At 36.6% G+C, this 26,911-nt stretch carries 29 protein-coding genes; 1 reads left to right on the top strand and 28 read right to left on the bottom strand.

Annotated features, from left to right (window positions below):
• Positions 1–9: 9 nt before the first annotated feature.
• From MKY81_RS13060 to MKY81_RS12930, 27 genes are all read right to left on the bottom strand, one after another.
• Positions 10–1,869 carry a PTS fructose transporter subunit IIABC gene (locus tag MKY81_RS13060; RefSeq protein WP_341118007.1) on the bottom strand — a complete coding sequence of 620 codons (1,860 nt, stop codon included), beginning with the start codon at positions 1,867–1,869 and terminating at the stop codon, positions 10–12.
• Between the two features lie 15 nt (positions 1,870–1,884).
• Complete coding sequence (gene pfkB / locus MKY81_RS13055) at positions 1,885–2,796, bottom strand: 1-phosphofructokinase (protein ID WP_066230286.1); 912 nt, start codon at positions 2,794–2,796, stop codon at positions 1,885–1,887.
• Positions 2,793–3,548, bottom strand: coding sequence for a DeoR/GlpR family DNA-binding transcription regulator (locus tag MKY81_RS13050; RefSeq protein ID WP_066230283.1), 756 nt, complete (start codon positions 3,546–3,548; stop codon positions 2,793–2,795). The genes pfkB and MKY81_RS13050 overlap by 4 nt, the downstream gene beginning before the upstream one ends.
• A gap of 160 nt (positions 3,549–3,708) precedes the next feature.
• Positions 3,709–4,476, bottom strand: a complete 768-nt coding sequence (locus tag MKY81_RS13045) for a ribonuclease HII (protein WP_066230280.1) — start codon at positions 4,474–4,476, stop codon at positions 3,709–3,711.
• A gap of 44 nt (positions 4,477–4,520) precedes the next feature.
• On the bottom strand, positions 4,521–5,390 hold the full coding sequence (gene ylqF / locus MKY81_RS13040; protein WP_066230274.1) for a ribosome biogenesis GTPase YlqF: 870 nt from the start codon (positions 5,388–5,390) through the stop codon (positions 4,521–4,523).
• A 19-nt stretch (positions 5,391–5,409) separates the two neighbouring features.
• Positions 5,410–5,952: a signal peptidase I gene (lepB, locus tag MKY81_RS13035; RefSeq protein ID WP_066230270.1), complete on the bottom strand. Its 543-nt coding sequence runs from the start codon at positions 5,950–5,952 to the stop codon at positions 5,410–5,412.
• Between the two features lie 262 nt (positions 5,953–6,214).
• Positions 6,215–6,559, bottom strand: coding sequence for a 50S ribosomal protein L19 (gene rplS / locus MKY81_RS13030; protein WP_066230267.1), 345 nt, complete (start codon positions 6,557–6,559; stop codon positions 6,215–6,217).
• A 143-nt stretch (positions 6,560–6,702) separates the two neighbouring features.
• Positions 6,703–7,449 carry a tRNA (guanosine(37)-N1)-methyltransferase TrmD gene (trmD, locus tag MKY81_RS13025; protein ID WP_341118000.1) on the bottom strand — a complete coding sequence of 249 codons (747 nt, stop codon included), beginning with the start codon at positions 7,447–7,449 and terminating at the stop codon, positions 6,703–6,705.
• On the bottom strand, positions 7,446–7,961 hold the full coding sequence (gene rimM, locus MKY81_RS13020; RefSeq protein ID WP_066230261.1) for a ribosome maturation factor RimM: 516 nt from the start codon (positions 7,959–7,961) through the stop codon (positions 7,446–7,448). The genes trmD and rimM overlap by 4 nt, the downstream gene beginning before the upstream one ends.
• Before the next feature lie 10 nt (positions 7,962–7,971).
• A complete protein-coding gene (locus MKY81_RS13015) occupies positions 7,972–8,358 on the bottom strand; it encodes a YlqD family protein (RefSeq protein ID WP_066230258.1) in 387 nt (128 codons plus the stop codon).
• A gap of 212 nt (positions 8,359–8,570) precedes the next feature.
• Positions 8,571–8,804 carry a KH domain-containing protein gene (locus MKY81_RS13010; protein ID WP_066230327.1) on the bottom strand — a complete coding sequence of 78 codons (234 nt, stop codon included), beginning with the start codon at positions 8,802–8,804 and terminating at the stop codon, positions 8,571–8,573.
• A gap of 11 nt (positions 8,805–8,815) precedes the next feature.
• Positions 8,816–9,088 (bottom strand): 30S ribosomal protein S16, encoded by a 273-nt coding sequence (gene rpsP, locus MKY81_RS13005; protein ID WP_066230256.1) that lies wholly within the window; start codon positions 9,086–9,088, stop codon positions 8,816–8,818.
• Positions 9,089–9,208: 120 nt separating this feature from the next.
• Positions 9,209–10,552, bottom strand: a complete 1,344-nt coding sequence (ffh, locus tag MKY81_RS13000; RefSeq protein ID WP_066230253.1) for a signal recognition particle protein — start codon at positions 10,550–10,552, stop codon at positions 9,209–9,211.
• A gap of 12 nt (positions 10,553–10,564) precedes the next feature.
• Entirely contained in the window at positions 10,565–10,891 is a 327-nt protein-coding gene (locus MKY81_RS12995) for a putative DNA-binding protein (RefSeq protein WP_066230250.1), read from the bottom strand.
• 81 nt (positions 10,892–10,972) lie between these two features.
• Positions 10,973–11,962 (bottom strand): signal recognition particle-docking protein FtsY, encoded by a 990-nt coding sequence (gene ftsY, locus MKY81_RS12990; protein ID WP_066230247.1) that lies wholly within the window; start codon positions 11,960–11,962, stop codon positions 10,973–10,975.
• Between the two features lie 34 nt (positions 11,963–11,996).
• Positions 11,997–15,563, bottom strand: a complete 3,567-nt coding sequence (gene smc / locus MKY81_RS12985; protein WP_341117993.1) for a chromosome segregation protein SMC — start codon at positions 15,561–15,563, stop codon at positions 11,997–11,999.
• Between the two features lie 62 nt (positions 15,564–15,625).
• Positions 15,626–16,375: a ribonuclease III gene (gene rnc / locus MKY81_RS12980; RefSeq protein ID WP_108070657.1), complete on the bottom strand. Its 750-nt coding sequence runs from the start codon at positions 16,373–16,375 to the stop codon at positions 15,626–15,628.
• Between the two features lie 185 nt (positions 16,376–16,560).
• Positions 16,561–16,794: an acyl carrier protein gene (locus tag MKY81_RS12975; protein WP_066230236.1), complete on the bottom strand. Its 234-nt coding sequence runs from the start codon at positions 16,792–16,794 to the stop codon at positions 16,561–16,563.
• A gap of 59 nt (positions 16,795–16,853) precedes the next feature.
• Positions 16,854–17,597 carry a 3-oxoacyl-[acyl-carrier-protein] reductase gene (gene fabG, locus MKY81_RS12970; RefSeq protein WP_066230233.1) on the bottom strand — a complete coding sequence of 248 codons (744 nt, stop codon included), beginning with the start codon at positions 17,595–17,597 and terminating at the stop codon, positions 16,854–16,856.
• 37 nt (positions 17,598–17,634) lie between these two features.
• Positions 17,635–18,573 carry an ACP S-malonyltransferase gene (gene fabD, locus MKY81_RS12965; protein WP_341117991.1) on the bottom strand — a complete coding sequence of 313 codons (939 nt, stop codon included), beginning with the start codon at positions 18,571–18,573 and terminating at the stop codon, positions 17,635–17,637.
• 6 nt (positions 18,574–18,579) lie between these two features.
• Entirely contained in the window at positions 18,580–19,581 is a 1,002-nt protein-coding gene (gene plsX / locus MKY81_RS12960) for a phosphate acyltransferase PlsX (RefSeq protein WP_107921027.1), read from the bottom strand.
• A gap of 46 nt (positions 19,582–19,627) precedes the next feature.
• Positions 19,628–20,191: a transcription factor FapR gene (fapR, locus tag MKY81_RS12955; protein ID WP_341117990.1), complete on the bottom strand. Its 564-nt coding sequence runs from the start codon at positions 20,189–20,191 to the stop codon at positions 19,628–19,630.
• A gap of 103 nt (positions 20,192–20,294) precedes the next feature.
• Positions 20,295–22,349, bottom strand: a complete 2,055-nt coding sequence (gene recG / locus MKY81_RS12950) for an ATP-dependent DNA helicase RecG (RefSeq protein ID WP_181294606.1) — start codon at positions 22,347–22,349, stop codon at positions 20,295–20,297.
• Positions 22,336–23,223, bottom strand: coding sequence for an L-serine ammonia-lyase, iron-sulfur-dependent, subunit alpha (gene sdaAA, locus MKY81_RS12945; RefSeq protein ID WP_066230224.1), 888 nt, complete (start codon positions 23,221–23,223; stop codon positions 22,336–22,338). Before sdaAA ends, recG begins: the two co-directional genes overlap by 14 nt.
• 81 nt (positions 23,224–23,304) lie before the next feature.
• Complete coding sequence (sdaAB, locus tag MKY81_RS12940; protein ID WP_066230221.1) at positions 23,305–23,967, bottom strand: L-serine ammonia-lyase, iron-sulfur-dependent subunit beta; 663 nt, start codon at positions 23,965–23,967, stop codon at positions 23,305–23,307.
• 125 nt (positions 23,968–24,092) lie between these two features.
• Positions 24,093–25,766, bottom strand: a complete 1,674-nt coding sequence (locus MKY81_RS12935) for a DAK2 domain-containing protein (RefSeq protein WP_325946710.1) — start codon at positions 25,764–25,766, stop codon at positions 24,093–24,095.
• A 17-nt stretch (positions 25,767–25,783) separates the two neighbouring features.
• A complete protein-coding gene (locus MKY81_RS12930; protein ID WP_066230215.1) occupies positions 25,784–26,146 on the bottom strand; it encodes an Asp23/Gls24 family envelope stress response protein in 363 nt (120 codons plus the stop codon).
• 301 nt (positions 26,147–26,447) lie between these two features.
• Here MKY81_RS12930 and rpmB point away from each other — a divergent pair, with 301 nt between their 5' ends.
• Positions 26,448–26,636 carry a 50S ribosomal protein L28 gene (gene rpmB / locus MKY81_RS12925; RefSeq protein ID WP_066230212.1) on the top strand — a complete coding sequence of 63 codons (189 nt, stop codon included), beginning with the start codon at positions 26,448–26,450 and terminating at the stop codon, positions 26,634–26,636.
• 79 nt (positions 26,637–26,715) lie between these two features.
• On the opposite strand, the gene spoVM is transcribed toward rpmB, so the two are convergent.
• Positions 26,716–26,796: a stage V sporulation protein SpoVM gene (gene spoVM / locus MKY81_RS12920; RefSeq protein WP_017551496.1), complete on the bottom strand. Its 81-nt coding sequence runs from the start codon at positions 26,794–26,796 to the stop codon at positions 26,716–26,718.
• Positions 26,797–26,911: the final 115 nt, after the last annotated feature.

Raw genomic sequence — 26,911 nt, 5'->3', positions numbered from 1 at the left:
CTATTATTTTTATTCAATTACTCTTTTCTTAAGTAAGCCTACTAATAATGCTGTGACGACAGAACCGATTAAGATGGCTAGGATATATAAAAGAGGATTTCCATCCACTAAAGGAATAACAAATATTCCACCGTGCGGCGCGCGAAGTCCAATCCCAAATAGCATCGTTAATGCCCCCGCAACTGCCGAACCTACTACAGCTGAAGGAATCACACGTGCTGGATCAGATGCAGCAAATGGGATGGCACCTTCAGTAATAAATGACGCACCCATAATATAGCAAGTAATCCCCGCTTCCCGCTCTTTTTTTGTAAATTTATTACGAAATAAAGTCGTTGCAATTGCCATACTAAGTGGTGGAACCATCCCACCGGCCATGACAGCAGCATGTGGCGCATAATTTCCTGCGTCAATCATCGCAATCCCAAACGTAAAGGCCGCTTTATTAATTGGACCACCCATATCGACGGACATCATACCACCAAGAATAATACCAAGTAATACTAAATTTCCGGTACCAAGATTATTTAATAAATTGGTTAAATATTCATTAAATAGACTACAAGGTTTATTTATAACAAAGAACATGATGATACCAGTAATAAATATCCCAAATAGTGGATAAAGCAATACCGGCTTAATTCCTTCAAGTGCATCCGGTAATTTCGAGAATAATTTTTTCAGTAATACAACAACATACCCTGCTAGAAAACCTGCAATGAGACCTCCTAAAAATCCAGCTCCACCTTGGGCAGCCATAAAACCGCCAACCATACCAGGTGCTAATCCGGGACGATCAGCAATACTCATCGCGATAAAACCAGCTAAGACAGGGATCATTAAACCAAACGCGTTACCGCCACCAATTGTATTTAAAGCTTCCGCAAATCGATTATATGTCTCGTCTTTAGGATCAGCCGAATGAATCCCAAACATAAAGGAAATCGCAATTAAAATTCCTCCGCCAACAACGAAGGGCAGCATATTTGATACACCATTCATGAGATGTTTATAAAAGCCGCTTCTGCCTTTATGATCACTACTATCTTTTTTCTTTTCACCTGAACCGTTGTAAATCGTACCGTCCTGTTTAACCGCTTTCTCAAGCAGCTCTTTCGGTTTACGGATTCCATCGGCAACTGGCACTTCAATAATACACTTACCTTTAAAACGTTCCATTTCTACTTGCTTATCTGCAGCAATAATGATAGCGGCCGCTTGATCAATTTCTTCTTGTGTTAATACATTTTTTTCACCGCCGGAACCATTTGTTTCAACCTTAAATGGAATCCCTAATTCTTTTGCCTTTTCCTTTAGCGAATCAGCAGCCATATATGTGTGAGCAATACCAGTAGGGCAAGCTGTAACTGCAAGGACCATATTCTTCTCTACGGATGTTTGTACCGTTTCTTCATCTACATCAAATTCATTAAATACAGCTATTACCTCTTCAGGAGATGAAGCTGCCATTAATTTATTTCTGACAACATCTTTCATTAATAACGAAGAAAGTCTTGATAACGCCTCTAAATGTGTATTATTTGCCCCTTCACTGGCAGCAATCATAAAGAATAAATGACTGGGCTGTCCATCAAAAGATTCATAATCCACACCTGCAGTCGATCTCCCAAAAGCGATAGCCGGTGCTTTTACTGCATCTGTCTTAGCATGTGGGATGGCAATTCCGTCTCCAATACCGGTGGTACTTTGCTCTTCTCTTGCTAAAACAGCTTTTTCATATTTATCTTTATCATTTAATTTTCCAGCTTGATCAAGGACATTTACCAGTTCATTAACTACTTCTTTTTTTGCTGTTGATTTAATCCCCAATTTAATGGTTTCTAATGTAAGCAGTTCGGTAATTTTCATGTTGTTTATCTCCTTTTAAAGAGTTGTAACTTTTACTTGGTTTAGTAGATTTGAAACCATTTCTTTCGTGCAAAGACCCATAGAAAACGCGGTGGCACTTCCTGAAGAAACTCCATTTCGAAATGCTTGTTCAACTGGAGCACCTGTTACAAAAGCAGCTAAAAATCCACCTACTAAAGAATCTCCGGCACCAACCGAGTTTACAAGTGTTCCTTTTGGTACATTTGCATGATACGCACCTGTTTTAGTAATTAATACGGCGCCTTTGTCAGCCATTGAAACAATAACATTTTCAATTCCACTGTCTACTAATTTTTTTCCATATAAATAAGCATCTTGAATAGTAGTAATTTCTTTATCAAAAAGTTCCCCAAGTTCATGGTGATTGGGCTTAATTAAAAATGGTTTAGCTTCTATTACATTTTTTAATGCCACACCCGAAACATCTGCAACAAAAAGTGTTCCTTTCTGTTTCCCCTTTTCAATTAAGTCCTTATATATTGTTGCGGGGAGTGTGCTTGGAATACTTCCTGAAAAAACGATTATATCTTTTGAATTAGCCGCATCTAGTTTTTCTATAAATTTTTCAAATTCGGCTGGCCCAATATTGGGACCTGACCCATTAATTTCAGTTTCAACATCTGTTTTCAGCTTAATGTTAATTCGGGAATCACCGGCTACTTTTACAAAATCTACTTCAATTTGTTCGTCTTTTAAATAGTCTTCAATATACTTTCCTGTGAATCCACCAACAAATCCGAGTGCCTTCGAGTCTACTCCAAGTCGTTTTAACACGCGCGATACGTTAATACCTTTCCCGCCGGGAACTTTATAATCTTCGTTCGATCGATTTAATTCACCTATTTGAAAATTATCTACTTTTACGGTGTAATCCAATGAAGGATTTAATGTTATTGTGTATATCATGGTGTCACTACCTTAATAATTGTTTTTTCGTTATATAATTCTTTCGTTTCTTCATCTATATCATTTGTAATTATAGAGGCTTTAGAAATATCAGCTATTTCTGAAAAGGCGATTTCACCAATCTTTGAACGATCTGCAAGAACATAGCATTCTTTTGAGAGCTCTAATGCTTTTTTCTTCATAGCGGCTTCCTCTGGATCCGGTGTTGTAAACCCTAGTGATGGGTGGATACCATTCACTCCTAAAAAACATTTATCGAAACGGAAAGATTGAATACTATCTAGTGCAACTTTCCCAATCATGGCACTTGTACTCGCCTTAAGAAATCCGCCAACCACATATGTTCTAATGCCTTTACTTAAAAGCGGCTCTAAATTGGTTACACCATTTGTTACAACGACAATCTCCATTTCACTATCCAAGTATTGAATTAATTGGAGGGTTGTTGTGCCAGCGTCTAAATAAATACAATCACCGTTTTCAATCAAACTTGCAGAGTATTTTGCAATTGCATTTTTAGCTGAGAGATTTTTAGCGGACTTTTCCAATATATTAGGCTCATCTAATTTTCTTTGAATTCGTGATGCACCGCCATGCACCCTTTTCAATGCCTTTTTTTCTTCTAAATGTATTAAATCCCGTCTGATTGTTGATTCTGAGGTGTTTGTTGCATCAACTAGTTCTTGGATACTTACAATATCTTTTTTCTTTAAAAGCTCAACAATCATTCGATGTCTTTCTACTGTTAACATGTTTTATCACCTTAGCTTCTATTGATAACGCATACATCTTCTTTACTCTTTATAGTTTACATCCACTTTCGTTCAAAATCAACTATTTTCAGTCAAAAACATTCACAAACAATCATAACAATAAAAAAACTATGAGAGTAGTATCTCATAGTTGAAAATTTTACATATAGTTTTTAATGGGAGCAAAGGTTTTTCGATGAATTGGACAGGGACCATATTTTTGTATAGCTTGGAGATGTTCATTTGTACCATAGCCCATATTTTTATCAAATAAGTAATTCGGGTATTCTTGTGCATATCTCTTCATTAATCGATCTCTTGTTACTTTAGCGACAATGGAGGCAGCGGCAATCGATACACTGGATGCATCCCCCTTAATGATGGATGTCTGAGGGAAGGGTATCGTTAATTTCATCGCATCTATTAAACAATAATCCGGCATTGTTTGGAGGTCATTGATTGCTGCTATCATCGCTTTTTTCGTCGCTTCATATATATTAACCTCGTCTATTTCTTGTGCGGAAATAACTCCCGTTCCAACTGCCACTGCTTCTTTCATAATGATGGTATAAAATTCATCACGTTTTTTTTCAGATAATTGTTTTGAATCATTTAGGCCTTCTAAGTAGAAATCATCAGGCAAAATAACTGCTGCTGCAATAACGGGACCTGCAAGCGGACCTCTGCCCACTTCATCAATTCCGGCTATGTACTTGAAGCCTTGTTGCTTAATGTCGATTTCATATTTCATCATCTGATTAAATTTTTTACGGTAATTTTCCTTTAATTCTTGCTGTCTATACCATTGCTTTAAGAGATTTTGAACACCTTTTCGTTCATCAACTTCTAGTATTTTGATTAGTGGGTCTTCCTTGCTTACTATTTTATTTAGCATTTCGGCAATATCTTTAATTGTCCTTGTGTTCATATTCAGTCCCTCATTTTATTGGTAGAATAAAAAATCCCCTCAAATTAGGGGGATGCAGTTTCTTTTTGTTCACCAGGTATATCGAATGATAAAGCTCCTAACTTATCCGAACGGATATCACGAATAATCGTTTCCGCTGTTTTATCGTAATCGACTTCCCCTTTCGACATTAAACATCCACGTAATTCACCTATATGATTAAATAAATCAAGGACCTCAGAAGGAATTTCGGAAAAATTATATCTTTCCTTTAGTCGATTAGGATAATTTTCCTCAAGAAAACGTAATGCGTAAATTGAAATATCCTGCAAGTTTAATATCGTATCTTTAATAGCACCAGTTAAAGCTAATTTATAACCTACTTCTTGATCTTCAAATTTCGGCCATAAGATCCCTGGAGTATCAAGTAATTCCAGTTCTTTCCCGACTTTAATCCATTGCTGCGACTTCGTAATACCAGGCATATTTCCTGTCTTTGCTATATTCTTCTTAGCAAGACGATTAATTAATGTAGATTTCCCTACATTAGGAATACCGATAATCATCGCACGGATAGCTCTAGGTTTCATCCCTTTTGCCTTCATACGATCAAATTTAGGCTTCAATATTTCTTTGGCTGCATTTACAATTTCATGTAAGCCACTTCCGGCTTGTGAATTGATTGATAAAGCTTTTTTATCTTGCTCGGCATAGTATTGCAACCATTTTTTCGTCGTTTCACGGTCTGCTAAATCAGCTTTATTTAATAAAGTTAATCTCGGTTTTTGCTGAATGATCTCATCGAGCATTGGGTTTGCAGAGGAAACAGGAATTCTCGCATCCACCAGCTCAAAGACGATATCCACCAATTTTAGTTTCTCCGTAACTTCCCTGCGAGCTTTTGCCATATGCCCTGGGAACCATTGAATCGTCATGCTTTCAACTCCATATTTCTTATTTTACAAGGCGAATGTCTGAAATTGGCCAATAAATTAATTTCGTATCACCAATTACTTTCTTTAATGGAACCGCACCAATATGTCGGCTGTCCTTACTAAATCTGCGATTATCACCCATGACGAAGATTTCTCCTTCAGGAACGGTTTCTTGTCCGACCGGAGTATCTTTCAAAGTGAAATCTTCTGTCAAAGGACCTTCCGGTAAGTCTTTTTTATATTGATCTAGGTATGGTTCCTTATACGCTTTGCCATTTATGTAAAGTGTATCATTTTTATATTCTACCTTATCACCCGGTAAACCAATAACTCTTTTTATGTAGTCTTTCTTTTCAGGTGCATGGAAAACAACGATATCAAACCGATCCGGATTTCCTAGTTTATTAACGATCATCCGATCTCCATTTTGAAGAGTAGGCATCATGGAAGAACCATCTACAACAATTGGCGCAAATAAAAAATAGCGAATAATTACCGCAAGTGCCACCGCAATTAGCAGAGCTTTAGTCCATTCCCATAATTCGTTCTTTTGTTTTGACATGTTTCCACCGCCTATGTAAAATTGCCAAGCTATATATATTAATATATCAGCTAATCAACAATAAATGTAAAATATTTTTTATGCCTATCATTATTTTATATCCAATTTACCATATCCATAATCCGGATTAAAAAATTTATTAAAGTCGAAAAGGAGCTTGATATCAAGCTCCTTCTCTTCTTGTCCAGCATCAGCACCTAGCTCCCCCACAAGGTCAAATGACTTGTCGGGGCTGACCAAGGCGCTTACACTTTTCTTATTATTATCGAATTTCTTTAATACGAGCGGCTTTACCACGTAAATTACGTAGGTAGTAAAGTTTCGCACGGCGAACTTTACCGCGACGCACTACTTCAAGTTTCGCAATCTTAGGAGTGTGAACAGGGAATGTACGTTCAACACCAACACCATAAGAAATTTTGCGAACTGTGAAAGTTTCGCTGATTCCACCACCACGGCGTTTAATTACAACACCTTCAAATAGCTGGATACGTTCGCGAGTACCCTCGATAACTTTAACGTGTACACGTACAGTATCACCAGGACGGAACGCTGGAAGATCAGAGCGAAGTTGATCTTTTGTAATTTCATCAATAATTTTGTGCATCGAATTCAACTCCTTCCAACAGATGCTCATACAAATCTATCCATGCAGCGGAACATCGTTTTCATGCGATTTATTAAAATAAATCACAAGGAATATCTTATCATATCAATAACTGTATTGCAATCACCTATTTACCAATGACCTTAATCTTTCTCACACTTTTTCCATTCTGCTATCCATTCCTTATGTTTCTCTGTTAATGGATAGTTTTCTAACAAATCAGGTCGTCTTTCATATGTTCGCTTTAGCGATTGTTTCTCCCGCCATTCATCTATATGCTTATGATTTCCTGATAATAGTACATCCGGTACCCTCATCCCTCTAAAGTCAGCAGGGCGTGTATAGTGGGGATGTTCCAACAAGCCTGATGAAAAAGAATCTAGCAGCGGAGAATCTTCATTTCCTAACACTCCAGGCAGTAGACGAACAACACTATCAATGACAACCATTGCTCCTAGCTCTCCACCTGTTAACACATAATCACCGATGGATATTTCATCTGTTACGACATGCTCACGAATTCGTTCATCATATCCTTCATAATGTCCACAAACAAATATAAGATGCTGTTCCTTTGCTAATTCCTCTGATACTTTCTGAGTTAAAACTTTACCTTGAGGACATAAAAGAATTACTCTCGGCGGTTTACTATTTTCTTCGTTTTTAGTCAGAGAATCAACTGCATCGAATATTGGCTGTGGCTTTAAAACCATTCCTGCACCGCCGCCGTAAGGATAATCATCAACTGTTTGGTGCTTGTTATCAGCAAACTCGCGAAAATTTACGACATTGTATTGTACAGCTTTTTTTTCAGCCGCTTTTTTTAATATAGAGGAACCAAAGACTCCGGAAAACATTTCGGGAAAAAGGGTTAGGACGTCTATTTTCATGATAATAATCCTTCCATTGGATCAATCGTTATAACCTTTTCCTCGATGTTTACATTTTTTATTATGTCATCAATATATGGGATTAAGTGTTCTTTTTTATCCTTTCCTTTAACTACCCATACATCATTTGCTCCAGGGGTTAATATTTCTTTTACAATCCCAATTTCTTCTCCGTCTAGTGTAATAACTTTGCACCCAATGATTTCATGGAAATAATATTCTCCTTCATCAAGGTTTGTTAATTGTTCTTCAGAAATTTTTAATAAACCATTCTTCCATTTTTCAACTATATTAATATTTTCGTACCCCTCAAATTGTAATAAGTCGAAATTTTTATGTGTACGATGATTTTTAATCGTTAATTGAACTGGTTCTTGATCATTTAAAAATAAATAAAGGGTATTCCCTTTTTGATATCGTTCTTCGGGAAAATCTGTTTTGGAGATGACACGAACCTCCCCATTAAGTCCATGCGTATTTACTATTTTTCCTACATTAAACCAATTAGTCATTCACTCACCTCTAACGTATTTCTATGACAATTCCATCTTTTACTATAATCATTTGTTCTTTCATTAGTTTTTCCCAATTATCGCCGACTTTTACATCCACAATGGCTTGTATGTCCTGTTCTTTAATTTCGCTTCCTAGCGGCAGTAGAGAAAGCTGCTCAATTTGAAAATCAATTAATTTAATTTTCTCTTTTCTGCTATTAATTTCTTTTTCAAAATGTGTTTTTAAACTTGTTGGTGAAAACTTGTTTGTTCGCTCCAATTTTTTTAATTCAAATCGTAATTGATCACATTCTTTTTGCATGGTGATTTTTTTTTGAATATAGGATTGCTGCAGTTCTTTTTTACTTTTTTCTGTTAAAACCTGCTTTATTGTTACAGTTTGAAGTAACTGCATTTCCACCCTCCTTATATGTTCTTTTACTAATTATTTTCACTTTGCATTTGTGATACTTTATTTTGATAAGGAGTTAAAAAGAGGTATGTATACGAATTTTGTATATAGAAAAAGGGAGGAATTGAACCCTCCCTTTTCTCATGCAGTGTAATAAATTCAGTGTGAGAATTCTTATTTCTGCTTGATAAACCAAAGGAAATTATCCTTTGGTTTCATTCGATAATTTCCAAATAAATTTTCTTATGATGTTTGGATCCTGCTGCAGCATAGACAACAGTTCGAATGGCTTTTGCAACCCGCCCCTTTTTTCCTATTACCTTACCGATATCCTGTTTATTAACTGATAGTTTGTAAGTGATATGACTATCTTCTTCAGCTACGAAAACTTGAACATCTTCTGGTGAATCGACAAGGGGCTTAACAATCGTTTCGATCAAATCTTGCATTGAGTTCACGATTATTTGCTATATTTTGCGTTGTGGAATTTTTCCATGATGCCTTGTTTAGAAAATAGATTGCGAACTGTGTCAGATGGCTTTGCACCATTTTGTAACCATTTCATTGCTAGTTCTTCATCAATTTTAACTTCAGCTGGTTGTGAAACAGGATTATAAGTTCCTACTGTTTCAATAAAGCGTCCATCACGTGGTGAACGAGAATCAGCTACAACAATACGATAGAAAGGAGATTTTTTTGCTCCCATACGTTTTAAACGAATTTTTACTGCCATTTTAAATAGCACCTCCGAATAGTTTTACACAAGATAGTATATTATCAAATATGTGTTTAGTTTGTAAAGTGTTTTTTCTTAACACTTAGTATTATATCAAAAACGATGAGAAAGGACAAATTACATAAATGGAAATTTAAAGCCTTTACGTTTTCCTTTTTGCTGCATTCCTGTCATCTGTTTCATCATTTTTTTCATTTCTTCAAACTGCTTTAAAAGTCGATTCACTTCTTGAACGGAAGTGCCGCTTCCTTTCGCAATTCTCTTTTTTCTACCAGCGTTAATAATCTCCGGATTGACTTTTTCCTTTTTCGTCATTGATTGAATAATTGCTTCAACATGACTAATTTGTTTTTCATCAATCTGCAGATTACCCATGCCTTTAATTTTATTTGCACCAGGCATCATTTTTAATAGTTCATCAAGTGGACCCATTTTTCGAACTTGACCTAATTGATCGAGAAAATCATCAAATGTAAAATTCATTGTTCTCAATTTCTGTTCAAGTTCTTTTGCTTTTTCCTCATCGACATTTGCCTGCGCTTTTTCAATTAAGGAAAGCATATCTCCCATACCTAAAATACGGGATGCCATACGTTCGGGATGGAATGCTTCTAATGCATCTAATTTTTCACCCATACCGACAAATTTAATCGGCTTTTCTGTTACGGCACGAATTGAAAGGGCTGCACCACCGCGAGTGTCCCCATCAAGCTTCGTTAATACGACACCGGTAATGCCTAATTGCTCATTAAAGCTATCAGCAACATTAACAGCATCTTGTCCAGTCATCGCATCAACAACGAGGAAGATCTCATCGGGATTAGAAAGCTCTTTAATTTCTTTAAGCTCATTCATTAATTCCCCATCAATATGCAACCGACCTGCTGTATCGATTAATACATAATCATTATGGTCTTCTTTTGCCTTTTCAAGAGCCTGTTTGGCAATTTCAACCGGGCTGACTTGATCCCCTAAAGAAAATACAGGCATATTAAGCTGTTTTCCTAACGTCTCTAGTTGTTTAATAGCAGCCGGACGATAAATATCAGCGGCAACTAATAAAGGATTTCGATTATATTTTTTTCGCAATAGATTTGCAAGCTTTCCAGTCGTCGTCGTTTTACCGGCACCCTGTAAACCAACCATCATAATAACCGTTGGAGGGCGCTTCGATACTGCGATTTGACTTTGTTCCCCACCCATTAAATTCGTTAATTCTTCTTTAACTACTTTAATGACCTGTTGTCCAGGTGTCAGACTTTTCATCACTTCCTGTCCAACGGAGCGCTCGCTTACCTTTTTAACAAAATCCTTTACTACTTTGAAGTTAACGTCCGCTTCTAATAGAGCGAGACGTACTTCACGCATCATTTCTTTTACATCGCTTTCAGATACTTTTCCTTTGCCGCGTATTTTCTGTATTGTGTTCTGAAGTCGGTCGGATAGTCCTTCAAATGCCATTCATACCGCCTCCTATTCTAATATTTCAAGCGCTTCAATGAGCTTTGCCAGTTCTTCCACTGAATTAGTTTCCAATGCTTTTTTCATATTTTCAAGAATTACTTTTCGATCCTGAAACTTTCGGAATAATAATAATTTCTTTTCATATTCCTCAAGCATGGCTTCTGTACGCTTGATATTATCAAACACCGCCTGCCTGCTTACTTCATATTCTTCAGCAATTTCACCAAGCGAAAAATCGTCTAAATAATAAAGGGACATATAGCTACGTTGCTTTGGAGTTAACAACGATTGATAAAAATCATATAAGTAATTCATTCTCGTTGTTTTCTCTAGCATTCTTCTCACTCCCTTGTTAAGTGAAAGACCTTTACATATGAAGATTACACAGTATTTATCGATTTGTCAAGTAAATGTCCTTTATTCCTCGTTTTGCTCAATGATCGTTGAAAAAAGTCCATACACATATTTTTCCGGATCAAATTCTTGTAAATCGTCCATTTTTTCACCTAAACCAACAAACTTAACTGGAATTTCAAGTTCATTGCGGATCGCTAGAACAATTCCACCTTTAGCGGTACCGTCTAATTTAGTCAAGACAATCCCGGATACATCTGTTACTTCTTTAAACGTTTTTGCTTGTACCATCGCATTTTGCCCTGTTGTTGCATCTAAGACTAGAAGCACTTCATGGGGTGCATTTGGTATTTCTCTTTCAATGACCCTTTTTACCTTTTCTAATTCATTCATCAAATTAACTTTGTTTTGCAGTCGACCTGCCGTATCACAAAGAAGAATATCAGCTTTACGCGCCTTCGCTGCCTGAATCGCATCATACATAACAGCGGCAGGATCAGAGCCTTCACCTTGCTTGATTACATCAACACCGACCCGTTGCCCCCAAACCTCTAATTGATCGATAGCCCCTGCCCTAAATGTGTCCCCTGCGGCTAAAATAACTTTCTTCCCATCGGTTTTATATTTATGAGCAAGTTTGCCAATTGTCGTTGTTTTCCCCACTCCATTTACACCAACGAATAAAATAACCGTTAAACCTTCCGATTGAATATTAATAGTATTAGGTGTTTTGGTATCCCCTTGATAGATTTCAACAAGCTTTTCGGAAATGACGGATTGAACTTCGGCTGGATCTTGAATATTCTTTTTCTTTACTTCCATTTTTAATTCTTCAACAAGCTCCATAACTGTATTGAAGCCCACATCTGCTCCAATAAGTATTTCTTCAAGCTCTTCAAAGAAATCCTCATCTACTTTCCGATATCTTGCTACAAGGTCATTCACTTTAGAAGCAAAATTATCTCGCGTTTTTGATAAACCTTGTTTGAATTTTTCCGTTACAGAATCAGTAGATTTTGTGAATTTATCTTTTAGCTTTTTAAAAAAACTCATCTTTCAATCACTTCCTCGTTTCTTCTCATTAATTTTATGTTTCAACTAGTTCTTTAGATGATTCAAGTCTAACGGATACAAGTTTAGATACGCCGGATTCTTGCATTGTGACGCCATAAAGGACGTCCGCTTCCTCCATCGTACCTTTTCGATGCGTGATTACAATGAATTGCGTTTCTTCGCTAAATTTTTTTAAATATTTACTAAAACGGTATACGTTTGCTTCATCCAGTGCTGCTTCCACTTCATCTAAAATACAGAAAGGAACAGGTCGAACTTTTAAAATAGCAAATAATAGCGCAATTGCAGTTAGTGCACGTTCTCCTCCGGATAATAACCCTAAGTTTTGCAACTTCTTTCCGGGCGGCTGAGCGACAATATCTACTCCCGTATTCAATAAATCAGTCGGGTCCGTTAATTTTAATTCAGCACGTCCTCCACCGAATAACGCTTTAAAAATCGGTTCAAAATGAAACTTTACCGATTCAAATGTTTGCTGGAAACGCTTTTTCATTTCTTCATCCATTTCATCAATAATTTGCAGTAATGTCTCTTTCGCGGACACTAAGTCTGATTGTTGTTCCATTAAAAACTGATATCGTTCTGATACGCGTTCGTATTCATCAATCGCACCGATATTAACAGTCCCTAATTCTTCAATGGCAAGTTTAATTAGTTTTACGCGTTTTCGCGCATCTTCAATTGGGATTTGCAGTGGATATTTCTCTTTAGCCGCCTCAAAGGTTAACATATATTCTTCATTTAAACGGTTAAGTCGATTTTCTAAATCAACATCGATTCGATTAATTTTCACTTCTTCATCTTTAACTACTTCTACTAAACCTTTATGTTGCCTCTTTAGTTCTTTAATTGCTAATTCAGCATCTTCGAGTTTTGTTTGTAATTGCATCCGTTCTTCTCTACGGATTGAAATTAGCTTAGTTGTTTCGATCTTATCGGTTAATTTTTTCTCCGCCGCTACAGATAATTCTGCTTCCCCTGAATTATTATTGGACATTTGACTTACTAACCAGTTGAGCTCTTCTTCATAACTAGTTTTTTTCGCACTTACTTCTTCGTATTCTACTTTTACAGTTGCAAGTTTTTCACGACTAGTTACAAGTTGCTCATTTTTCACTGCCAGTTCTGCTTTTAAATCACTAATTTCAGCTAGTAATTCATCCTTTGAAGTGTTTTGATTATTTTTTTTCTTTGTTAAATCTTCAATTTCTTTATCAAGTTGTTCAATGTTTTTCGTTATTTGCGTTAAAGTGGCAGTTAGTTCATTTATGCGGCGATCTACATTATGAACAGTAGTATTCGATTCATTACGCTCCATATCGTAAATTTGGAGTTTTTCATTTAGATTTTTTTCGGCTAATTCAATTTGCCTCATTTCCGATTTCAATTCTTGTTGCTTTAAGCGAAGGAGCTCTCCAGCGCTTCTCATTTCTTCAAGTATCTTTTCATTGCTGTTTACGTCTTGTTTAAGTGTTTTAACTTGCTGCTCAAGCTGATCTGTTTTTTCTTCCATCAATTTCGTTTTTTCTTTAAGATCTTCGAGTTCTCCTTTTCGGCTGATTAACGATGTAGAGGATTGCTTCACAGTCCCGCCCGTCATCGAACCACCCGGGTTAACAACGTCTCCATCTAATGTCACTAATCGATATCGGTATTGCAATAGCTTGGCAATTTCATTTGCCCCTCGAAGATCTTTTGTAATAATTACATTTCCTAAAAGATTAGAAATGATTGTTTGATACTTTTGATCGATTTTTACAATATCAGCTGCAATACCTATAAATGCTTCATGCTTACTAATCAATTCCAATTGGCTTCCCGACAACCCTTTGCCTTTAATAATATTTAACGGCAAAAAGGTAGCACGTCCATATCGATTAGTTTTTAAATATTCAATCGCCTTTCTACCATCGGCTTCTGTCGCAACGACGACATTTTGCATTGCTCCGCCTAATGCTGTTTCAATTGAGAGCTCATATTGTTTAGGAACTTGTATAAGCTCCGCAACGGCACCTTCAATCCCAGAAAGCTTAGAATTTCTAGCTTTTAATACTTCCCGAACACCATGGAAGAAACCGGTATAATCCTCTTCCATTTCCTCTAAAGTTTCTTTTCGAGACTTTGCTTTTTGCAAATACTGAAAAGCTTGATAAAGTGTCGTTTCTTGCTTTTGATATTGATTTTTCAATGCTTCCAGCTTTTTTTGATGTTCGCGGAATGCAAGAACTTGGTCTTCAATTTGCTTATCGACTTTTTCTAGTTCCTCATTCGTTTTCTGCTTCTCTTCTAAAATCGTTTGTCTTTGTTCTAGGTATTTTTTATTTTCACCATCAAGCTTTATTTTTTTAGCTTCCTGTTGTCCTAATTGCTGCTCAAGTATGGCCAACTCGTTTTTATAAGTTGCCTTTTCATTTAAAAGCTCAATATAATCGCTTTTTAATGATTCAATCATTTCTTCAATATTAATATTATATTGATTCATTAGTTCGGTTTTTTCTTTTAATTTCTTTTTCAGCGCAGCAGCCGATTTAGTGTGATGATCGTATTCTGTTACCAATGTAGTTTTTTGTTCCTCAAGCTTCTTAAGCTTGCTTGTAAGCTCTTCAATGTTTTTTTCGTATTGCTCTTTATTACTGCTTGCATTCTTTTTTCGTTCTTTTAAAACTTCTTTACGTCCTTCAAGCTTTTCGAGCTCTTCTGTCGCTGAAAGTAACACATTTTGTAAATCATTTATTGATTCATCTAATGCGGCAAGAGTATCGCGTATTTTCTCAAGAGTGGCTTCTTCTTTTTGGATGTTAGCTGACAAAGCCATTTCCTTATCCTGATGAATTCCTAGCTCCTGCTTCAATGTTTCCCATTTTTGACTTAGCTCTTCTATTTCATAAACCGTTAAAGCGACTTCGAAATTCTCAAGTTCTGCTTTTTTATCTAAATATTCTTTAGCAAGTGATGCTTGGATTTTCAAAGGTTCTACTTGATTCTCCAATTCATGAAGAATATCGTTTACCCGATTTAGATTTTCACCCGTTTCATTTAATTTCGATTCGGCTTTCTTTTTTCGGGTTTTATATTTAAGTACTCCCGCAGCTTCTTCGAAAATCGTTCTTCTTTCCTCGGCTTTACTGTTTAATATTTCTTCAACTTTCCCTTGGCTAATGATTGAAAAAGCTTCTCTGCCAAGTCCTGAATCCATAAATAAATCAATAATATCTTTCAAGCGGCATGACTGTTTATTAATAGAAAACTCACTATCACCTGAACGATATACCCTTCTCGTTACACTAACTTCATTGTAGTCAATTGGTAACTGATGGTCTTCGTTATCTAATGTTAATGTCACTTCTGCGAAATTTAATTGTTTTCTGGAATCACTTCCGGCGAAAATGACATCTTCCATTTTCCCACCACGAAGCGATTTTGCTGATTGCTCACCGAGAACCCATCTGACTGCATCGATTATATTACTTTTTCCGCTTCCATTTGGGCCTACAACAGCAGTTACTCCAGAAACAAAATCGATCGTGATTCTTTCCGCAAAGGATTTAAATCCAACAACATCTAAGCGTTTAAGAAACAAGAAACTCTCCTCCTATATCCTTTTCTTCCTTGCTGTTTTTCTCTTAGGAGAAGTACAACATATTATTTTTCCTGGAGTGGCGATTTTAGTTTGCTTAAAGCAATTTGTGCCGCATGTTGTTCAGCTTCTTTTTTAGACCTTCCAGTACCAGTTCCTAATTCTTCTTTATTTAAAAGTACTCGTGAGACGAACTCTCTATTATGTGCCGGACCTCTTTCTTGAAGAACTACATATTCAAGTACACCAGCAGCATCTTTTTGGATGAATTCCTGTAGTTGACTTTTAAAATCCATCACATGAGAAAAAGCACCAGCATTAATTTTAGGGTAAACAATTTTTTCTAAAATTGAGATGACCGTTTCCAGACCTTGGTCTAAAAAAAGAGCACCGATAAACGCCTCAAATACGTCTGCGAGTAGTGCAGGACGTGTCCGGCCACCAGTCAATTCCTCACCTTTTCCTAATAAAACAAGCTCTCCAAATTGTAATTCATTGGCAAAAGTCACTAATGACGGCTCACATACGATGGCAGCCCTTAATTTAGTTAACTTTCCTTCACTCATAGTTGGATACTTATTATATAGGAATTGTGAAACAGTTAATTCAAGTACAGCATCCCCTAAAAATTCAAGTCGTTCATTATCTGCATGTAACTTCTTGCGATGCTCATTCACATATGATGAATGTGTAAATGCTTGTTTTAATAAATCTAATCGATTAAATTGAATACCAATTCTCTCTTGAAATTGATTGAATTTCTCATCTATCCTCAAAGTTATTTGTTTTTCTCTATCACGATTTTTTTTCCGCATCGGTCATCCACCTTGTTTATCTTTCTTTATTTAATACTCCATATAAATTTTATTAAAAAAACAGCCGAAGTGCAAAGTCCTCATTTAATATTTTTTAATAGATCATAGAAAAAGAGGTTGACCCTTTTACAAAAAGTGTAAAACACCTTTGGGTCAACCTCGTTTTAGTGAATCGGAACGAACGATTATGCTTTAGCTTGTATGTAATTAACAGCGTCACCCACTGTAGCAATTTTTTCAGCATCATCGTCGGAAATTTCCATGTCAAATTCATCCTCTAATTCCATTACTAATTCAACAACATCAAGGGAATCTGCACCTAGATCATCTTTAAAAGAAGCATCTAAAGTAACTTTAGATTCCTCAACACCTAGACGATCCACGATAATTTTCGTTACACGTTCTAATACTTCTGCCATTCGGTTCACCTCCCCTCAAGACATTATAGAGGATATTATCGAAATAATAAAGCGAAACTTTACATTACCATCCCGCCATCGACGTGAAGGGTTTGCCCAGTCATATAGTCTGATGAAGAAGATGCAAGAAAGACAACGACATTCGCAACATTTTTTGGTTCTCCAAAACGTGCCAACGGAATTTGCTTTAGCATTTCACTTTGAACATCCTCCGGAAGTTTATCAGTCATTTCAGTTGTAATAAACCCAGGTGCTACCGCATTCACATTAATTCCTCGAGATGCCAATTCTTTCGCCGTTGATTTTGTAAGTCCAATGACACCTGATTTAGCTGCAACATAATTGGCTTGTCCAGGATTTCCACTTACGCCCACAATTGATGAGATGTTAATAATTTTTCCTGAGCGTTGTTTCATCATTTGTCGAGTAACACCTTTAGTACAAAGAAATACACCTTTTAAATTCGTGTTAATAACATCATCCCACTCATCTTCCTTCATTCTCATGATCAAATTATCACGAGTGATGCCTGCGTTATTTACAAGGATATCAATTTTCCCAAACAGACCAATAGTTTCTTTTATCATTCCTTGTACTTCATCATTATTTGCGACATTGCATTGAATAGCCTTCGCTTCTCTTCCTAATGCTTTAATTTCCTCAACCACTTCATTCGCACGCGCCTCACTGCCGGCGTAATTTACAATTACATTAGCTCCTTCTCTTGCAAGTTCTAATGCTATTTCACGACCAATTCCACGTGATGCTCCTGTAACTAAAGCAACTTTCCCTTCAAGTAACATCGTTTCTCCCCCATTCATTTTACGGACCTAGTTACGATTATAATTTCAATTCATTTACGACTTGCTGACAGCTTTCAAAATCTTGGACCGAGTATGTTTTTACATTTCGATTAATTTTTTTAATTAAACCAGATAGCACTTTACCAGGTCCGATTTCAATAAATGTATCTACACCTAGTTCAAGCATCGTAAGTACGGAATCTTCCCATAAAACAGGAGAATACAGTTGCTCGATTAATTTCTCTTTAATATCTGATGCTTTACTTATTGGAGCAGCTGTCACATTAGCAATAACCGGAATTTTTGAATCTTGAACTTTCACTTCATCGAGAACCTCGACAAATTTTTGTGCTGCCGGCTTCATTAATTCGGAATGAAATGGACCGCTAACCTGTAATGGTAATGCTCGTTTAGCACCTTTTTCTTTCGCTAAAACGCTTGCCTTTTCTACCCCTTTTACTGTTCCGGAAATTACAATTTGACCAGGACAATTTAAATTAGCCAATTGTACGGAATCGCCATTTGCTGTCACTTCATCTGTCACTTTTTGCAAATCGTTGCGATCCATACCCAAAATAGCTGCCATCGTACCTTCCCCATTTGGCACAGCTTCCTCCATATATTCACCACGCTTGTGGACCGCAAATACTGCGTCTTCAAAATCCATTGCTCCTGCTGCGACAAGTGCAGAATATTCCCCTAAACTATGTCCAGCAGTGTAATCCGGCCGAATTCCTGCTTCCTCTAAACATGTTAAAATTGCTATACTAGTCGTTAATAATGCTGGTTGCGCAATTGTTGTTAAGGTTAATTTTTCATCTGGTCCATTAAAAATAATATCCGATAATGAATAGCCCAATCGTTGATCTGCACTTTCAAAAATAGATTTCGCTTGATCGCTTTTTTCTACAACGGATTTCCCCATACCAACCGTTTGAGAACCTTGGCCTGGAAATACAAATGCTATTTTCCCCACTATCATCTACTCCTTAGTTATTTCATTTTCTTTTTGAATTGTTTCTTTTATAATTCTCGTTACTTTATGACTTGCCATATCATTAGCCTGTCTAATTGCATTATAAAGTGCATTTGCATTGGATGACCCATGTGCTTTAATAACCGGTGAATTAAGACCGAACAACCCTGCTCCACCGTATTCAGTGTAATCCATCATGTTTTTTAGATCTTTTAATTCGTTTTTAACTAATCCTGCTGCTATTTTGCTTTTGAAGTTTGTCATAAACGTTTTTTTCAATAAAGAGAATAAAGATCCTGCCGTTCCCTCAATCGTTTTTAATACCATATTGCCGGTAAAACCATCGGTAACGACTACATCGGCTGGTCCTTGCAATAGATCCCTTGACTCAATATTACCAACAAAATGAAGATTAGAATCTTTAAGTAATTCAAAGGCCTTCTTCGTTAACTCATTTCCCTTCTTCTCTTCTGTTCCAATATTTAACAACCCAACTTTTGGCTTTTCTATTCCACGTACTTTTTGAGCATATATTGAACCCATAATTGCATATTGAAGAAGATGTTCCGGTTTAGCTTCAGCATTTGCACCAAGATCTAACATCACAAAGCCTTTACCATCCACTGTTGGTAAAGTAGGTGCCAATGCCGGCCGTTCGATTCCATCGATTCGCCCTACTATAAATAGGCCAGCTGCCATTAAGGCACCTGTATTTCCTGCTGATATACATGCATCTGCTTTTCCAGCTGCAACTGCCTGTGCCATTAAAACCATTGACGCATTCTTTTTTCTACGAACCGCCCTTACTGGTTCGTCAGTTCCTTCAATCTTTTCATCCGTATGGACTATTTCCACACGCGCATTAGGTTCTAAATACTGTTGAATTTCTTGTTCTTTCCCAAAAAGTATGATTTCAATATCAGTAAATTCTTTTATCGCTTTATTTATACCCAATACGATTTCTTTAGGGGCATTGTCTCCCCCCATTGCATCGATGGCAATTTTCATTATTTTCATCCCTTACTCTTACTGTTATCGTTTCATAATTAAAGGCTTACTTACTATTACGAAACATTTCAAATTCACCCTTAAACACTAACTCATTTCCAACAAAACTATCAACATTAACGATTGTACGATCCTTTTCATTATGTATATCACAAACCTTCGCTTTTGCAACCACACGTTCACCTTGCTTTACTGAACGAGTAAAATGAATATTAGCTTTTGCCGTTAATGCTAGCTCATCATTAATTACAGCAACCGCTAATGAATTTGCTTGCGCAAAAAGATGATGTCCTCTAGCAATTGAATTCCGTTTAAAGACATGTTCCTTTTTTACTTCAAAAATCGAAATTGCGCTTTTATCAAGGTCAACATCAATAATTTCACCAATTACCTCATCAATTGGCAGTGATTTTACTTCATCATCAAATCTTTTCTCAGCGACATTTTTTATTCTTTCCCTTAATTCCGGAATCGATAATTCTAATCGATCTAAACGAATGGTTTGCACGCTGACTTTAAATTGTTCTGCAAGCTCTTCATCAGTAATAAATGGATTGTTATTTATCGTATCCTGTAATCGTTGTTGCCGCTCTTTTTTAATCATTTTCATAAAAATTCATCACCATTCACGATATTAGGACTTGGTACTAATAGTAGTATATAAAAATAAAAAGCAGAATGCAAGAATGGACTTCTATTCTGCTTTCACCTTTTTAATCAAGTTTTTCACCATCCATAACACCGGATTCCTCTAAATACTTTCGCAAATAATGATACTTTTGATCGTGCCAAAAATCTTTTTGGTTAATAAGTTGTGCCGCATCGTTTCTAGCTACTTCTAAAGCTCGATAATCATGTACCATATCAGCTACTTTAAATTCAGGCAATCCACTTTGCTTTTTTCCAAAAAAATCACCTGGTCCACGCAATTCCAAATCTTTTTCGCTCAAAACAAATCCATCATTTGTTTCAGTCATAATTTTCATTCTTTCTTTCCCAACATCCGTTTTCGGATTGGCAAGTAAAAAACAGTACGATTGATCCTGTCCTCTTCCAACGCGGCCCCGGAGTTGGTGCAATTGGGATAGTCCAAATCTTTCAGCATCATAAATGACCATAATCGTTGCATTAGGAACATTCACTCCAACTTCGACAACAGTAGTGGAAACTAAAATTTGTATGTCATTGTCACTAAATCCTTTCATCACATTTTCTTTTTCTGCGGGGTGCAGGCGTCCATGCATAAGACCGACTTTAAATTTATCGTAATAATAATCTGTAAGCATTTGATATACATCAATCGCATTTTGTAAATCTAATTTTTCCGATTCCTCGATTATAGGACAAATGATATAGGCTTGTCTCCCTTTTATCAATTCTTTTTCAACAAAACGTAAAACCTTTTCAAGCATTTCATTTTTCGCCCAGTAAGTTTCAATCCTTTTTCTTCCCGCAGGCATTTCATCAATAACCGACACATCCATTTCACCAAAGGCTGTGATAGCAAGTGTTCTCGGTATAGGGGTTGCTGTCATGAATAGTACATCGGGAGTTACACCTTTTTCTCTTAACACTCGTCGCTGTTCTACACCAAATCGATGTTGCTCATCTGTTATAACTAAACCTAATTTATTGAAATGAACATCATCCTGAATAAGTGCGTGTGTTCCAACTAAAACATGAATTTCACCTTTTCGGAGTCGTTCCAGCAAACCTTCACGTTTTTTCCCCTTTATCGAACTAGTTAGAAGTTCTATATTTAAGCCTGCTTGACCTAACATATTCTGAAGCGATACTGCATGTTGTTCTGCTAAAATTTCCGTTGGAACCATAAGGGCACCTTGGAATCCTGCTGTCCAACTGGCAAAAAGGGCAACTGCGGCAACGACTGTTTTACCCGAACCTACATCTCCTTGAAGCAAACGGTTCATACGATAGGGAGATTTGAGATCAGCACAAATTTCATTAATTACTCGTTTTTGCGCATTTGTTAATGGGAAAGGTAATAAATCAAAAAAAGCACGAAGTTTATTTAAGTCATAATGTTGGCTGATTCCCCCTGAATGTTCCCTTTCAAATTTTCTAAGAGCTTGCATTTTTAATTGAAAAAATAAAAATTCTTCATAAACAAAACGACGTCTTGCCTGCTTGACATCCTCTTGAGTAATAGGAAAATGCATCATTTTCATTGCATCTCTTCTAGGGAGTAATTTGTATTTTTTAATTAAATCTTCAGGAAGATTTTCATTAATTTGATTGCCGTATGATTGAAATGCCAATCTAATAAACTTCCGTAAAGATTTGACTGTAAGCGAACCTCTCACCGTATAAACCGGTTCAAAATCTGCGTTTTTTTGGTATGGTCCTATTTTTAGTTCCTGAGCTGTAATGGTTCCACGATGACGATCCCATTTACCCGAAATCGTAATCGTATCTGAAATAGAAATTTTCTTTTTTAAATACGGTTGATTAAAAAAGAACACTTTTATGAGATTTTTACCTACTAATAAGTGAATAGTTAATCGAGAACGTTTACGATTATAAAAGACAAGAGAAGGTTCACTTTGAACCTTCCCTTCAACCGTTACTTTCTCATCGTGTTCAACTTCTTGCAAATCCCGCAAACGGTAATCGTCAAAACGATAAGGGAAATGTTCCAATAAATCAAGAACAGTAAAAATACCCATCGATGCTAACTGGCTTTCCGTCTCTTCACCAATACCTTTAATAATTGATACTGAATTTTCTAGCGCATTATTCACGTTCATTTAACGGCATCCCAAATATTTTAGCTTCTAGTCTGCGACCAGTAGGTGTAGCCGCAAGACCGCCCTGTGCAGTTTCTTTTAGTGAAGTCGGCATACTCTGACCAATTTTGAACATCGCATCAATAACCTCATCACAAGGTATACGGCTAGTAATTCCCGCTAATGCCATATCTGCTGCCACCATTGCATTCGCAGCGCCCATTGCATTTCTTTTTACACATGGCACTTCAACTAATCCTGCAACTGGATCACAAACGAGACCAAGCATATTTTTCAAAGTAATTGCCATTGCCTCTGCACATTGCGACGGTGAACCGCCAGCCATTTCAACAATTGCTGCCGCCGCCATCCCAGCTGCAGATCCAACTTCCGCTTGGCATCCACCAGCCGCTCCGGAAATGGACGCATTATTAGCTACGACAAAACCAAAAGCACCAGATGTAAACAAAAAATGAACCATTTGCTCTCTTGTTGGATGAAGTTTATTTTTCACCGCAAACAATGTTCCTGGCACAACTCCGGCAGAACCAGCCGTAGGAGTAGCACAAATAGTCCCCATTGCCGCGTTTACTTCATTTGTAGCGACAGCCTTGCTTACTGCATCTAATATCGTTTCCCCAGATAAAAAATTTCCTTTTTCGATATATTTCTTCATTAAAACGGCGTCTCCACCTGTTAAACCAGAGTGAGAAGTAACGCCATTAAGTCCACGTTCTACTGCATCTTCCATCACTTTTAAACTTCTATCCATTTGATTAAAAATCTCTTCTTTTGATCTACCGGTTACTTCCATCTCTTGTTCAATCATTATGTCGGAGATTTTTTTATTCTGAGCTTCAGCTAACTCAACCAATTCTGCAACATTTCGAAACATGTAAAAACCTCCTTGCATTAAGCATTCGTAAGCGCTACCAAAATTTCACTATTTATAAGTATTATCCACCATTTTATACAATTAATCTACAACTCTCGCAACTTGTGTAATATTTGGCAGTTCTTGAATTTCTTTTAAAATAAATTCTTCGATATTATGGTCAACTTCAATGACCATTAACGCCATCTGTCCAACATCCTTACGTGACACTTCCATATGACCGATATTAATTTCATATTTTGATAAAATATTTGAAACGGCTGCTATTACTCCATAACGATCGTTATGAACAACAAGAATCGCGGGATGATGTCCGGTTAATTTCAGTTTAAAACCGTTAAGCTCTGTTATTTCAATTTTGCCCCCACCAATAGATATTCCGACTAATTCCATTTCTCCGTTTGCATCGCCAATAACCATTTTCGCGGTATTTGGATGTTCCGGAATCGCAGTTTCAGCAATAAAATCAATTTCCATGCCTTGTTCTTTCGCTAGATCAATGGAGTGAATGATTCGTTCATCAAAAGTATCAAAATCTAATAAACCACCAATTATCGCTACGTCGGTGCCATGACCTTTATAAGTTTCAGCAAAGGAACCGTAAAAATGAATTTTAGCCCATTGCGGGGGTCTCCCAAAAAGCGTGCGTGCAACTCTACCAATCCTAGCAGCTCCCGCTGTATGTGAGCTCGATGGACCTATCATAACCGGGCCAATAATATCAAAAACACTTTTATATTTCATTATTGTCACTCCCCTCGGGTAACGTTATATAGTATATGTTTATTTTATAAAAGGAAATAGAAGGGTTGCCCCTTCTATTTATTATATAGTCAAATGAACGTTTGGTAAATTTCTTTTTACTAGCACTATTCAATTGAAAAAATAAAGGAATAAAGTGGCTGTTCCCCATTATGAATTTCGACTTCAATATCCTCATAATTTTGATTAATATATGATACGACTTCATCTACATCATTCGTTGAAACATCTTTCCCATATATTAAAGTGACGATTTCATCATCTTCCTCTAACATATTGGAAAGCAGTGAGGTTGTCGCTGTCACCAAGTTTTTATTCGTCCCAACAATCTTCCCGTCAGCTATTCCCATATAGTCGTCTTTGGAAATTGTAATCCCATCAATTGTTGTATCTCGCACTGCATACGTAATTTGACCCGTTTTCACATGTTGCAAGGCCTCATTCATACCGTTTTTATTCTCATCTAATGTAAGTGATGGATTAAACGCCAATAATGCTGCCATACCTTGTGGAACCGTTTTCGAAGGGACGACAATAATTTCTTGGGAAGCCACCTGTGCAGCTTGTTCAGCAGCCATAATAATATTTTTGTTATTCGGAAGAATAATGATTTTCTCCGCATTTACATCATCGATCGCTTTTAAAATATCCTCTGTACTTGGGTTCATTGTTTGCCCACCCTCAATAATTGCATTTGCACCAATACTTTTAAAGAGGTTACCAATTCCACTTCCCATCGAAACAGCTATAATTCCATATTCTTGTTTTTCAACCTGTTGTTCAGAAGATAAAGTATTATGCATCTCATCGATGATTGTACTATGCTGCTGGCGCATATTTTCAATTTTCATATTGATCAACTGACCATATTGTTGAGCATAAGTTAATACTTCACCAGGTTGCTCCGAATGAATATGAACTTTTACAATTTCATCGTCAGAAATGACTAATAATGAATCACCATAATGACTTAGATCATTTCTAAATTCATGTTCAGAGAATGGATGGGCAGCAAGCTTGTCTTTTGCAAACTTAACCATAAATTCTGTGCAATAGCCAAATTTTATATCTTCTGTATTCATAAAGCTTTGGACACTTTTATGGTGTTCTGCATTAACCATTTCGTTCATTGATATAGGTGGATTTGATGTAGTTGATAATGTTTCACCTTTTAATTCAGCAAGAAAACCTTCATAGACAAATACGAGTCCTTGTCCTCCACTATCTACAACACCAACTTCTTTTAGAACAGGGAGTAGCTCCGGTGTGCGTTTCAAAGATTTTTTTGCTTCCTGAACCACTGCTTCCATTACCTTAACGAGATCTGTTTCATTTTTTGCTATTTCAACGCCTTTTTTTGCGGCATCTTTAGCAACTGTTAAGATTGTCCCTTCAACAGGTTTCATTACTGCTTTATACGCAGTTTCTACTCCTGCTTCAAGTGCCGAAGCAAATTCTTTTGCCGAAATTTCTTTCTTATTTTCAATTGCTTTTCCGAGACCACGAAACAATTGGGAAAGAATAACTCCAGAATTCCCTCTAGCTCCCATCAACAATCCTTTCGAAAGGGCTGAAGCCACCATACCAATATGCTCTTGAACATTTTTTTGAACTTCTTTTGCCCCTGAAGTCATTGATAGGTTCATGTTAGTCCCAGTATCACCGTCCGGCACCGGAAAAACGTTAAGCGCATCAACAACATTTGCATTATTTGATAAATGATTCGCTCCCATGATTACCATCTCTGCGAAACGTTTTCCATCCAAGGATGTAATTGCCACGAATCTTTTCCTCCTTATTACGGGTTTGTCACCCTGACTCCTTGAACATAAATATTAATAGAGTCTGCTGATAAACCAACTGTCTTATCTAGTGTGTATTTTACTTTTGATTGTACATTATGTGCAATTTCTGAAATTTTTGTTCCATAGCTAACTATTATATACATATCAATATGTACTTCATCATTTTCTTGACGTACAATGACACCACGAGAGAAGTTTTCTTTACGCAAGATGTCAGTGATTCCATCTTTTATTTGATTTTTTGATGCCATCCCTACTATGCCATAGCAATCAATAGCTGCGCCTCCTGCGATCGTTGCAACAACGTCATTTGAAATATCTATTTGACCGAAATTCGTTCTCATTTCAATGGACATTTGTCTTTCCCCCTTACCGTATAAGTAAATACAATCAAGCTATAGTCATTTTACTATAATATATAATTATAGAAAAGTACAATGAAAAATGGATGTACAGTCGCCTTTCGCTTTTATTTGTCCAGCTACGGCTTTCTAGCCTCCGCTTTTCTAAGCGTCAAGTATTTTTTCTTGAAAGTGTTGTGCTGAAGTATTGCATTATTATAGGTTGTATGATAAATTATTAAAGTATCTTTTTATGATGAATATTGAAGTGATGAAACATATGATATTTCTACTTCAGGGTAAGGAGGGAATTAATATGCCAAAAAAATGTGTTATTACTGGACGCAAAACTCGTTCCGGCAATTCTCGTTCTCACGCAATGAACGCTAACAAACGTACATGGGGTGCAAATCTTCAAAAAGTTCGTATCCTTGTAGATGGTAAACCTAAGCGTGTTTGGGTTTCTACAAGAGCATTAAAATCAGGAAAAGTTGAACGCGTTTAATTAATAAACGTTACCTGATATAGCCCAAAAAAAAAAATGCCTTTTCGGCATTTTTTTTGTTTTAAGTGTTTATCATAAACTATCCTTTTTTAAACGTTCCTAGCATTGCTCGGACAATACCACCTAAAAATTTAGGCAATTTAATTGTATAAAACTTCATAAATGTCCCTCCCCATCTATCTGACAACCGAATGTCACTTACAAATTACTAATCACCAATTTTTATTCCAACCTAAAAATCAGTTTAAGTAATTACCCGACTACACGGGTTCACA

It is taken from the genome of Heyndrickxia sp. FSL W8-0423, assembly GCF_038009395.1.
In the GTDB taxonomy this organism is placed as follows: Bacteria; Bacillota; Bacilli; order Bacillales; family Bacillaceae_C; genus Heyndrickxia; species Heyndrickxia sporothermodurans.
The sequence above is the reverse complement of the archived record's forward strand: the minus strand, read 5'-3'. Positions and strand labels throughout refer to the sequence as shown.